The organism is Cryobacterium sp. TmT2-59 (assembly GCF_004403545.1).
In the GTDB taxonomy this organism is placed as follows: Bacteria; Actinomycetota; Actinomycetes; order Actinomycetales; family Microbacteriaceae; genus Cryobacterium; species Cryobacterium shii.
Map to the genome: position 1 here is coordinate 1 of NZ_SOGM01000075.1, position 11,022 is coordinate 11,022.

Below are 11,022 nucleotides of genomic sequence, written 5' to 3' on the forward strand. Positions count from 1 at the left end.
ACCAAACCCCAGGTGGGCAGATCTGTTGGCCATGAGTGGGCAGTTTTCATGGCCACCAGCGGGCATTCCTACTGGCCGCCAGTGGGCAGTTCGGATTGGCCATTGACACTGCTGCTGCTCTGACAGCTCGGATGCTTCCGTGGCTGCGGCGTCAGCTTCTACTCGCTCCGCCTCGGCCTGGCGTTGGGCCTGCTCAGCGCGGCTGGCGCGGGCGGTTGCGGCGGCGACGCGTTCGGCGGCCTCGGTCGTCACGGATTCGATCTGGGCCTCAGCGGCGTCCGGGTCGGCAACGGTGCGCAGCTCTTCGACGAGAGCAGTGAGCTGCTGGCCGAGGTGTTCGACCATCCCGGCGACCTGGCCGCGTAGCTCTCCCGCGCGCTGGCGCGCTGCGTCCACGGGGCGTTTCTCGTCCTCGACGTTACGGCTCGGCTCTGCACTGAGCCGGCGCCGCGCCCGCCATGCGGCGGCCCGGTTGTGTCCCTCGTCGTCGCAGTACTCCGGCGGCCGTCCAGTGCCAGCGTCCGCGCTGATGGCGGGACGTTCGCACCCTGGGAACCGGCATGTGTGAGAATGCTCATCTCGATGTCAGTAGATTGCTCATCTGAATGTCAGTAGCCAGGTCGGCCCCTGCGTCCAGGGTGGGAACGGCTGCGGGAGTGGTCTATTGATCTTCATGTCTCGCGAGCTTTCGTTCGGGGAGGTTCTGGGCCGGCCGGCCGGTGAGGCCCAGGGCATAGAGGACGTCGGGGTGTGGTGCCAGCGCGGTAAGGTTCCCGTCTTGGTCGCGCGGGTAATAGGCGAGCTGGCGGCGGATCAGCGGCCAGCTCCGCTCCGCGGGGCGTCGATGTCGGCGGTGGGTCACGGCGCCCAGGTGGTCGTGGATCAAGTGCAGGACACTGGCGGCGATGTCCTCAGTCAGGGGCCGACGACCGTGCCAACGGTCCTGGGCATTGTCGTTCGCGGTCGGCTTGGCGGGAGCGAGGCTGGTCGATAACGGCGGGCCGGGTAGGCCAAGGAACCGCGACATCGGTGTTTGTTCCGCTGGGTGCGTAAGGCACACGGGTGGGGCGTCAATCTGGGTACAAGTGACTCTGATCTGCCAGGCAGCCGCGAGTGTGGGTGGCTCACCAGGCAGCGCGATCTGGCAGTGCGCTGCCGCGGCCTGGATCCGGTTGTTCGTCGCCGCCGGCGGTTCGAACAGCCGCTGGCGGGTGCTGGAGGGCTGTTGCTGCATGGCGAAGTCAGCGGCGGCATGGAGCAGGGGGCGCGCCGCGACCGGCACATGGAATACCGCGCAGGTTAGAACTGTCGGTGCCGTCTGAGCTATGCGGTTCGGTGCCGCTTTGGTGCGCAGAGGCCGCCATTCCAGCCGGAGAGCAGCGAGGTCTGGGCGTTGGTCGGCCAGGGCAGCGTGGCTCATCACCTGCGGGGATATGCCGCTGAACAATGCGGTGACCACGCCCGCAGCGACCATGGGGTGGGCCACGCCGGTTCGGAGGCGCTGCAAGACGTCCTGGCTGACCGGCAGAGCGTTCAATCCCGGTCCGCTCAGTACATCCATGAGATCGCGTGCCGGGGGAACACTCAGCAGCAGCCCGTGTGCCAGGAAACCGGCCTGGGCCCCACGCATCCGGGCCAGGGTGTGTGCACGGGTCGGGCTGTCGTGCACCAGCGTGGTGAGGAACCGCTGTACGTGCTCCGTGCCCGTCCAGGTCTCCTCGGGTACGGGGCCGATCAACCATTCATCGGCCGCGTGTTGCCCGTGCTGGTAGGCGGCATCGACTCGTGCGAAAGCTGCAGTATCGAGCTGTCGGTACGCCTCGGCCCGGAAGTGCGCCACGCCGGCGGCGGGCAGCTCCGGCAGCTGATCGGTGTCCTGGCGGCCAGACTGCGGGTCCGCTATGACTCGTGTCGGGTAGGCCGGCTCGTGCGGGGCGAGGGCCTCGGGCAAGTCGGTGAGCACGTGGTGACGGGTTCCGGTCAGCACCGCGCCGAGGGTTTCCGGGATCTGACCGGTGTGGCAAACCAGCATCAGGCGGGTTCCCGTGTGCCGGCACAGCCTGATCAGGCGATTCCAGGTGGCGGCCGAGAGCCGGTCGGCGCGAAGCACGATCAGGTCTGTGACCTGATCGGCGACCATCCACACGGCCACGGCCTGCCACGGTCGTATGACCCCGGTCAGATGTTCAGCCCTCAACCGGGTCACCGGCCGGTCAAGGGCGACCAGCACGTCGTACGCGAAGGTCGTGGGACTGGTGGTTGCGGGCGTGGGATGCACCACGACCAGGCCGCGGGCCAGGTCGTGGCGCTCCAACAGGCTCACCGTCAACCGAACGTCGTCCGTGGGATCCATCAGAATGCGAACCGGCGCAGGTGCATCCGGGTGGTCGGCACGCTCACCCACCACTGCCTCCCAGTCGACTGAAGACCCATTGCAGGACCTCCCGGTCGGGTCGTTCACGTTCCACACGGTCCAACGCGGTCACCAGATGGGCGGTGATCTTTGACCAGGCCCGGAAGTTGCCGTGTGCGGCGTGGACGTCGGTGTAGATGATGTCTTCCGGGTCGGCGTCGGCCCAGACCCGGTGGTAAGCCGGGATCACGGCCAGGACCTGCTCGCGGGTCAGGCGCCGGAACTCCTGCCAAACGTAGACCCGGCTGGAGAGCATCGGTTCGCGGCGCAACACCTGGTAGCAGTCGCCACCACCAACGAAAACGATCGCGATGTCGGTGCGTCGGTCGTCCCACAGGTGCCGCCACAGCTCAAAGCACTCCCGTGAGAGCCACTGCGCTTCGTCGCACACCAGCACCCGGAACCGTTCGGACAAAACGTCTTTGAGTAGGGCGTCGAACTCGATCGGTCGTGAGGGTGGGGTTCCGCCGACCCCGAGGGCCTCGAACAGGACGTGGCGGATGTCGCGTGGGGTGGGCCGGGCCCTGAACTGCACCCGGCACACGTCGGCCGGCGCCAGCGCCCGCAGCGACGTGTTGACCGACAGGGTCTTACCCAATCCGGCGTCGCCGTGCACACACATCATCGCCTTCGCTGCCATGACGTCGGCCAGGTTGTCCTGCAACATCAGCAAGGAATCGGTCGCGACAACGTTCGCCCCCGGCAGGCCGAGGTAGTGATCGTCTCGCTCGTCGATGTCCGCCCACGTACTCACCGGTCTTGCTCCTTGCCGTTGTCCTCGAACCAGGCGCGGCTGGTCTTCTCTCGCGGCGGCCGGGGCAGGACCCACCCGGGTGCTGGCGGTCGCAGCGGCACCAGCAGGGGCCGGGCTACGGCCTGCAGCTGCTGGTCGTCGGCGTCGGATAGCTCGGCCGTGGCCTGTGCACCGGTAACGGTGTTGATCGGTTGCGGGGGTGCCGCGGTGGTCACCGCGGCGTACCGGATCCGCCGGGCTTTCTCCGCCTTGCGCAGGTCTGCCTGCAGCTGCCGCCGGCGGGCCTCGCGGGAGCGGCGCAGTTCACCGATCTGCTCACTGCTGGCCATGTCAGCGAGAGTCGCAGCCCCCAAGTGCTTCCCTGTGCTGGCGTCGAATACCTCGACCTCGTGCTCATGGTGGGGCATATGCCGCAGCCGCACCTGGCGTCCGACCTGCCCGGTCATCCACGCGGCGACGTATTGGCGGGCCCGCCACGAGACACCCTTCGTGGTGATCTTGCGGGTGCGCCCGTCGTCTTCCATAGTCAGTAGCCGCAGGTCACCGGTGGGCACCGTGTTCAACGGGGTCGGGTCATCCAGCCACGCCTGCAGCGGTGTCATGCCATCCAGCACCGGCATCCGATGCTCGGTGTTCCACCACCGCACCCAACCCAGCAACTCGGTGACGAACGCCTCGAACGTTAATGCTGGCGCGGCCGGATCGATCGGGCGGCCGTTGGCCAACTTCTGGGCTCCCATGTAGCGGGGCAAACCTGCGAAGAACATCTGCGCGGCCGCCCCGTTCACCGTCTCGACCGTGCCTTTGAGGTGTGGTGTGTACGCGGGCAGAGGAACAACTCTCACGGCGAAGCCGGCCAGCACGCTGCGCACAGTGTTAGAGAGAAAATCCTTCCCCCGATCTATCCGTACTCTCTCGGGCAACCCACCGGGCGGCCCGTATGGCGCCTCGAGAGTGATCGCTGCGCGCAACGCCGCCAAGATGCTCTCCCTGGACGGCGCACCCGGTGTGATGGCCGTGCCACACACTGCGTTCGTGCCCACGTCCACGAACCATGTCACCCATGGTTTAACCAGCTGGCCCTCGACGTCGACCTCCACGGGCGCCTCAACATGATCGGACTCCCACGCCTCATTGCGGTGCGTCCGCGGCCGTTGCAGGAAAACGTCATGCGCACGCCGGGCATGCTCACCATGGCGCAAGCCCGCCCGGTCTCCGCGCAGAACGTCCCGTTCCACGGCCCGCTGCAGGGTCTGACGACTCACCGCCACCGTCCCCGCGCTCTTGGCCTCCTCCACGAGCTCGCGGTGCACGGCGGAAATATTGCCACGCCAGAAGGCGAGCCGTTCACGCACCAGATCCGTGACCACGAAATGGTCACGCGCCACCTCGTTGAGGTCATCGCTACTTCGGGCCCGCTCGATCCACCGCCACACAGTCCGCTGCGACACGGCCAACCCCTCGGCCGTCAGCTCAACGTCATCCGTCGTCAACCTGCCCTCACCGTCCAAGGCCATCAATCGCCGCACCGCCGCCTCACGAGGAAGCCGATCGCGCTCCCCCGGATCCCGTCCGCCCATCATCGACCCCTTCTGCCGACCACCAGATCACCAAGGTGATCAACGAGCCTACTGGGATCAAGCCCGAGCTCCACTGCCATTGAGATGAGCAAATTACTGCCATCGAGATGAGCAGCTTCCGCCCATTACTGACATCGAGATGAGCATTCTCATGCAGGGCGGGTTCCACGCTCACCGAGACGAGAGGCCCATTTCGTGTTTTCGTTATCGTTATCGTTATTTCGTTCACGTATTGCGTTACCAATGATACGATATGGGCATGAGCATTCCTGAGATCACCGACGTGCGCACCTGCGGTTTCCCCGGCTGCGAGGAGCCCGTGGACGCCACGGCCGGTGTCGGCAGGCCCGCCGGCTACTGCGGCAACCCCGCTCATAACCGCGCCGCTGCGTGGCGGGCCCGGCGCGCCGAGTTCGGCCGGGTCGAGCGCACCGTCGAGGACGACAAGCTCCCCGTTGATGCGGCACGGCAGCGGGCGAGCGTGCTGCGGTCCCAGGTCGCCGGGATGGTCGAGCACCTGCAGCAGCAGCTGGTGGTCCTTGTCGACGAGCTCCGCACCGTCGCGGACCCGGACGCAGCCGAAGCGCAGATCGAGGCCGTCACCTCTGACGCGGCCGAGCAGGTCGCTACGGCGGCCGCCCGCGCCAACCGCGCCGAGACCGCCACCCGCAAGGCCGAGGCCGAGCGCGCCGAAGCCGACGCGGCAGCCGAGGAATCAGCTGTCCTGGTCGACGAGCTCCGCACGACCCTGGGCGCGCTCGAGCAGCGTGCCGCGACCCTCGAGGTCGACCTGGTCACTGCGGGCGAGGATAATGCACGGGCGACCGCCGAGATCACCGCCCTCACGGACCAGGTGGCCGCTCTGAGCATCGAGAACGCGGCCACGACCGCACAGCTCACCGAGGCCCTGGAGCTCGTCGCGGCGGCCACTGCGGCCAAGGACGAGGCGCTGGCGGCCGCGCGCGACGCGGTCGCGCAGGCCGCCGCCGCGGCCAGCCGCTTGGAGCGGGCCGAGACGGATGCTGCGAGCACCCGGGACCTGCTCGATCAGGCCCGGACGGAGCGCGAGAGCGCCCGGGCGGAAGCGCTCGTGCTCACCGGGCGCCTGGCCACAGTCAGCAGTGAACGAGACAGTGCCACGGCTGAGGCCGGCAGGGAGCGTTCCTACGCCGAGCAGCGCGTCACCGACGTGCGGGCCGCCCTCGAGCAGCAACTCACCCAGCTACGCGCCGACCTGGACCAAGCACGCACCAGTGAACGCGAACAGCGCACCCGCGCCGACCGCGCCGAAGCACAGGCGCCACGCCCCAAGCAGAAGTAGAACGCCGGCCCACTCCCCCGTCTCGGCCAGAGGCGTACTGGGCGTGTTCCTGTCCGCAGGCGGCGCCGTACCTCACGCCGAGCTACGGGTGGGGAGACCGCCCTAGCTCAGTGGTCGTCCAGCGGGGAGCGGCGAGCTATCACCCTGGTACCTCTCCCCTGCGTTGTGTGAGAGTTCACGACGTTCTACCTCTGCCAAAATGGCTCGCTCCACGAAGTCTGACCAGCTCTTATCGCCTTCGATGTGGCTCGTCGCCCGGTACGTTGCACGGGCCCGATCACGTGTGGCTACTGACAGATAGGTGGTCATCCGCGCAGTCGTGTCGACCACAACGGTTGCCGACTTCTTGGCTGGTGTGCGCGAGGGCTTTGCAGCGGGAGAGGCAACGGTTTTGGGTTGCTCACTGGTTTCCGGTTTTGGTTCAGGACGATTTCGGGCCTGGAGCCGGCTCAGGTCATGAGCCCCGGCGCGTGGCGTGAGGCCGCCGATCTGTCGGTTGGGGGTTTCGTCGGTCATGCGAGGGCCTCCTGGTTCTCTGCTGCCGTAATCCTGGCCACGACTTCTTGGGTGATTGCCTGCAGGTCGTCAGCGACCGACGATGCTGTGCGTGGTGCAAATGTTTGTGCCTGCGCGTCACCCCGCCGGATCTCATACCACTTCGGCCCCTTGCGGACTTGTGCGTCGAGTTCGTGCACCAGAAGACCCCGTTCTCGAGTGGCCTGGGCGGTCGCTTCGCTGTGGCGAATCGTGGCAGTGAAGACGACGTTGTTGTCGGCATTGAAGAGCTCTGCGATGTGTTCGCGTGCTTCGCGCTGGACGACGTGGGCAGAGGTCCCGACGTCTACCAGGACCACGCCGAGGAGGTCGAGGGTGGGATTCACTCCGAGGACCGCATCCAGTCGCGCTGCGACGGCACCAAGTCCTTTGCGGCTTGATTTATCACTTTTGACGGGGACGAGTGCCCATCGCGCGGCCGCAACGGCCGCTGTCTGGAGCGTTTCATCGCCTGGTGGGCAGTCGATGAGGATCATGTCGTAGTCGCCCGCAATGGGCTCCAGCAGATGAGCGACGGCTAGCTTGGCCCCATCGGGGTCCTTGTTCGCCTTGGCGGCGAGACCGGCCGTGGCCTGATCGAGGGCCGGACCTCCAGCGAATACGTCAAGGTTTGGTCGAACTTCGCGAATGGGGGCCGCTCCCCCACCGAACATGAGTGCCTGAGCCAGTGCACGGCCGGTGTCGTCCCGGTCGTCGTCCGTGTATCCGAGATCCTCGGCCAGGTTGCCCTGGGGGTCGAGATCTACCAGGAGTACGCGGTAGCCGTTGTTAGCGAGCATGCCGCCGATGTTGGCGGTGAGTGTGGTCTTGAGGACGCCACCCTTGCCGTTGATGACGGCGATGACCCGTTCCAACGCGGTGCGATTGAGTGCCGGAGGCATACGTTCTCGTTTCTCTTGTCGTCATTAGTGACATTACAGCTAATGCTGTCATTAATGGCATAAGCATCATTGCTGCTTATGCTGTCTTTACTGCTTTCACTGTCTTTACAGGTATTAATTGTATTAGCGCTATTACCTACAATGCCAGCATTACTGACAATAGCAGCATTACAAGCAATGACAGCTGCCAGTCCAGCACTCCCGAGCCTTGCGGCGTATTTGGGGCGGTGAGTACAGGCGCTTCGGCGTCGCTCGACGCTGCGGAGGCTCCCGCAACCGCGCCCGGTGGGGGAGTGTGAGGGGGACACCCCTCACCGGCCGGCCCGCCCGGGGCCAGCCGGTGCTTGCTGCTAGATGTTTCGGAGCATGCTCACCACGGTGGGGAACGGGGACAGGCTCTCCACGAGGGCGTCGACGGTCCCGGCGTCGGGCTTCTGCGCGAATGATTCCTGGATTCGGGCGAGCTGTGCGTCGGTGAGGCCGACGGTTTCACCGTCTCCGGTGACGCTGACGGCGATGGCCGTGCCGAAGATGACAGTGCGGGAGCCGAGTCGGTGGGCGAGCACGGTCGCGGGCAGGTTCAGGGTTGACCCGTTGATGAGGCCTTCATCATCGACGAAGAGGTCGATGTCGTCCTCCAGGCCGACGACGTCGAACATCCGGCAGCCGATGGCGGCGATGATGTCCGCCCCGATGCTGGCCTCGTTCACGTCCAGGGTGGTGATGGTTTCGGTCGGGTTGATCTTGACGCTGCGGATGCTGGTGGTCATGGGGTTCTCTCCAGGGTTGGTGAGGTGCGCGGGGTCCCGAGCTCTCTCGTGGGCAGTGGTTGTGTTGTCGTCCACCGTTTTTCTGCCCTTGGTGGCAAGAGAAATCGATTGAGAGCGGGAGTGCCGGAGTGCCCGCACTCTCGTGCGAAATAAGGGAGCTTGCGACCGCGTGCGAGAGTGCGGGTGACGCAGGCACGGAGCGAACTACGATGATTGGCCACCAGGGAAGAAATGTTTTGAAAAAGTCAGGCCGGCGCAGCCGGCTCCGTGTGGGTCCGGCCTCCAGGCCGGATTCATCTGGTGGGGGAGTGTGAGGGGGCACCGTCCCCCTCGCGGCGGCCGGCCCCGGGGTGGGCCGGCCCCGGGGTGGGCCGGCCCCGGGGTGGGCCGGCCTACGCGGCAGTTATTCGGGCCGCTGGTGCTGCTGGATCTCCGCATACGGGGCGGTATCGGTCCACGTGTACCCGGTGCTGACGCTGACGGTCTTGGGGTTGGCGCGGACGACTTCGCGCCACTGGCCGCGGATCTTCACCCGGTCACCCTTCTTGACGGTGCTGCGGTCGTAGCTGGTGGCCGTGCCGCTTTCGATCTGGGCGGCGCGCACGGCCTCCCAATACGCGATCTGGTCGCGCTTCTCGGCGAGGTTGGGTGCGAGGTGGTCTACTCGGGCCTGCTTCTGGGCGTCGGTGGCGTCGATGTAGCCTTGTGCGTCGTCGTAGCGCGGGGCGATGATGCGTCGTTCTAACTTGCGCAGCTCAGCCCCCAAGGTGTCGATGCGGTTGGCCACGGTGACGGGCCGGTAGCGGGCGTCGGTGGTGTGGGTGGCAGCGTCGGCCCTTGCCTGGGCGTGGGTGGCGTCGACGCTGGCTTCAACTGATTTACGCATGGCGTTATCTGCTTTGGCGATCGCGTTGCGGTGGCGGCCTTCGGAGTGGTGGCCAATCTTGATCGGTTCTCCTCCTTCGGGCAGGCGGTCAAGCGCGCTCCGGGCGCGGGTCCACGCGTCGTCACTTGCGGTGGCCTTCCGGTCGGCCTTCGCGGCCAGGGCATCGACCCGGTCGGCCTGACGTCCGATCTTTCCGGCTTCAACCTCGGCGGTCGTGCGTCGCTCGTGGTCGATGTCGGTTTCGACCTCGAATTCGGCCGCTTCCAAGGCCTCCTGGGTGCGGGTGATGGTGTGGAGCTGGGGGAGGCGGTCGCGGGACTGGGGCACGAACCAGGCGCTGATGCTGCGCCCCCAACGCCAACCAATGGTCTTGAGGACGTCGGCGGTTCCGTCGCCTTTACTGGTGCCGTCGATCATGGTTCCGGCTGCGTGGCTGTGGGTGATGGTGAGCATGATTTCTGTTTCCTCGTTTAGGCGAAGCTGTCGGCGTAGCGGGTCGCGGTGCAGGTTTCTCCGGGCTGGGTATCTACGGCCCCTTCCGAGGTGCACCCGCTGCAGGCGCACCCGTCCGCGTAGCGCTCCCTCGGGTAGGTGTTCTCGTACGGGTAGTCGGACTCGACCATGGGTTCTCTTCTCTTCGTGGACAACTGTTTTTTTGGCCTGTCTGGCAAGAGAAATCGATAGCGACCGGGAGTGCTGAAGTGCCCGCAGTGCCGGGCGAAATAAGCCCGCAGGGCGCGTCCGGCACTGCGGGTGACGCAGGCACGGAAGGGAGCTACGATGATTGGCCAGATAGGACAAAAATGCCCGGCAATCAGTGCCGCACAGCGGCTTCATATCGCTTCTGACGGCTTCGCCGTCGCAGTTTCGGAGTGATATCACTGTGATATTCCGTGGCGGGGGAGTGCGAGGGGGATTCCTCCCCCTCGCCGGCCAGCTCGGGAGCTGGCCGGCTGCCCGGTCTAGAGTGCGGCGGCGTCCTGAGCGTTCGTGACGAGCTGTGCACCGAATTCGCGGATCAGGCGGTGGCATCCGGCACTGGTCGGGGACGTGACCGGGCCGGGGACGGCGCCCACGGGGCGGGCGATGGTGAAGGCGTGGGTTGCGATGTTCAACGATCCCGACCGGTAGCCAGCTTCTGTGACGACAGTTGCGCGTGCGGCGGCCGCGATCAACCGGTTTCGCATCAGGAACCGGTACCGGGTGGGGCTCTGCCCGAAGCTGATTTCGGAGGCAACCGCGCCCGTCTCAGCAATCCGGGTGAGCAGAGCGTCGTGGCCCGTGGGGTAGTACCGGTCGAGTCCGCCTGCCAGGTACGCGACGGTGCGCCCGCCGCTAGCCAGCGCTGCCCGGTGAGCCATTCCGTCTACCCCGTAGGCTGCACCGGAAATGATCACGTGGCCTCGGCTGACCAGGCCCGCGGTGATCTCCATGGTGACGTGTTCGCCGTACCCGCTGGAGGCTCGAGCCCCGACGACGGCTGTGTTCAGGGTGTCGGCCAGGATCTCGGTGGCGCCTCGGACCCAGAGCGCGTAGGGGGCGGCGGTGCCGAGGTCGTTGAAACCTGCGGGCCAGTGCGGGTGGTCGGGGGTGATGAGTTCTGCCGACCCGGTGTCTGCGGCCGCGAAAGCTGCGGCGATGTTGCCCGCACTCGCTCGAGGTCGGGTGCGCGCGCGGAGTGTGGCCAGGTCGAGTCCTGCTGCGTCGCCGGTGCCGTGCAGGACCACGTTCAGGGCTTCTTCCGCGCCCAGGGCCCTACGTGTCAGGGTTGGGTGAGGCCAGCAGCTAACAGCAAGTCCGCCGCATGACGTAGGGCGAGAACCAGGAACCGATCCACCATGCCCAGCCCATCTTTGATCGCC

10 protein-coding genes and 1 pseudogene are annotated in these 11,022 nt (G+C 66.4%); 1 reads left to right on the plus strand and 10 read right to left on the minus strand.

Translation table 11 applies throughout. The annotated features are described in order from the left end of the window. The 4 genes and pseudogenes from E3T24_RS17745 to E3T24_RS12020 form a co-directional block, all read right to left on the minus strand. Positions 1 to 396: pseudogene (locus E3T24_RS17745) on the minus strand (hypothetical protein); the annotation flags it as partial. 265 nt (positions 397 to 661) lie between these two features. Continuing rightward, positions 662 to 2,404, minus strand: a complete 1,743-nt coding sequence (locus E3T24_RS12010; RefSeq protein ID WP_134434652.1) for a hypothetical protein — start codon at positions 2,402 to 2,404, stop codon at positions 662 to 664. Next, complete coding sequence (locus E3T24_RS12015; RefSeq protein WP_241978696.1) at positions 2,397 to 3,167, minus strand: ATP-binding protein; 771 nt, start codon at positions 3,165 to 3,167, stop codon at positions 2,397 to 2,399. Before E3T24_RS12015 ends, E3T24_RS12010 begins: the two co-directional genes overlap by 8 nt. Next, positions 3,164 to 4,696, minus strand: a complete 1,533-nt coding sequence (locus E3T24_RS12020; protein WP_241978697.1) for a transposase family protein — start codon at positions 4,694 to 4,696, stop codon at positions 3,164 to 3,166. Before E3T24_RS12020 ends, E3T24_RS12015 begins: the two co-directional genes overlap by 4 nt. A 310-nt stretch (positions 4,697 to 5,006) precedes the next feature. Here E3T24_RS12020 and E3T24_RS12025 point away from each other — a divergent pair, with 310 nt between their 5' ends. Then, positions 5,007 to 6,068, plus strand: a complete 1,062-nt coding sequence (locus E3T24_RS12025) for a hypothetical protein (RefSeq protein ID WP_134434653.1) — start codon at positions 5,007 to 5,009, stop codon at positions 6,066 to 6,068. 102 nt (positions 6,069 to 6,170) lie between these two features. Here the strand turns inward: E3T24_RS12025 and E3T24_RS12030 are convergent, their stop codons facing one another. The 6 genes from E3T24_RS12030 to dprA all read right to left on the minus strand — a co-directional run bounded on the left by E3T24_RS12030 (position 6,171) and on the right by dprA (position 10,887). Beyond that, the gene (locus E3T24_RS12030; protein WP_134434654.1) at positions 6,171 to 6,584 is read right to left on the minus strand and encodes a hypothetical protein; all 414 of its coding nucleotides are present in this window, start codon (positions 6,582 to 6,584) and stop codon (positions 6,171 to 6,173) included. Beyond that, complete coding sequence (locus E3T24_RS12035) at positions 6,581 to 7,504, minus strand: ParA family protein (protein ID WP_134434655.1); 924 nt, start codon at positions 7,502 to 7,504, stop codon at positions 6,581 to 6,583. Before E3T24_RS12035 ends, E3T24_RS12030 begins: the two co-directional genes overlap by 4 nt. A gap of 350 nt (positions 7,505 to 7,854) precedes the next feature. Beyond that, positions 7,855 to 8,274: a DUF3846 domain-containing protein gene (locus E3T24_RS12040; protein ID WP_134434656.1), complete on the minus strand. Its 420-nt coding sequence runs from the start codon at positions 8,272 to 8,274 to the stop codon at positions 7,855 to 7,857. Positions 8,275 to 8,677: 403 nt separating this feature from the next. After that, positions 8,678 to 9,613: a DUF3560 domain-containing protein gene (locus E3T24_RS12045; RefSeq protein WP_134434657.1), complete on the minus strand. Its 936-nt coding sequence runs from the start codon at positions 9,611 to 9,613 to the stop codon at positions 8,678 to 8,680. A 17-nt stretch (positions 9,614 to 9,630) separates the two neighbouring features. Further along, the gene (locus tag E3T24_RS17410) at positions 9,631 to 9,783 is read right to left on the minus strand and encodes a hypothetical protein (RefSeq protein WP_166789205.1); all 153 of its coding nucleotides are present in this window, start codon (positions 9,781 to 9,783) and stop codon (positions 9,631 to 9,633) included. 339 nt (positions 9,784 to 10,122) lie between these two features. Beyond that, the gene (gene dprA / locus E3T24_RS12050; RefSeq protein WP_347232659.1) at positions 10,123 to 10,887 is read right to left on the minus strand and encodes a DNA-processing protein DprA; all 765 of its coding nucleotides are present in this window, start codon (positions 10,885 to 10,887) and stop codon (positions 10,123 to 10,125) included. Between the last annotated feature and the right edge of the window lie 135 nt (positions 10,888 to 11,022).

Coding starts and splice junctions, on each gene's coding strand:
- E3T24_RS12025 (WP_134434653.1), top strand. CDS start 5,007: ATGAGCATTCCTGAGATCACCGACGTGCGCACCTGCGGTTTCCCCGGC.
- E3T24_RS12030 (WP_134434654.1), bottom strand. CDS start 6,584: ATGACCGACGAAACCCCCAACCGACAGATCGGCGGCCTCACGCCACGC.
- E3T24_RS12035 (WP_134434655.1), bottom strand. CDS start 7,504: ATGCCTCCGGCACTCAATCGCACCGCGTTGGAACGGGTCATCGCCGTC.
- E3T24_RS12040 (WP_134434656.1), bottom strand. CDS start 8,274: ATGACCACCAGCATCCGCAGCGTCAAGATCAACCCGACCGAAACCATC.
- E3T24_RS12045 (WP_134434657.1), bottom strand. CDS start 9,613: ATGCTCACCATCACCCACAGCCACGCAGCCGGAACCATGATCGACGGC.
- E3T24_RS17410 (WP_166789205.1), bottom strand. CDS start 9,783: ATGGTCGAGTCCGACTACCCGTACGAGAACACCTACCCGAGGGAGCGC.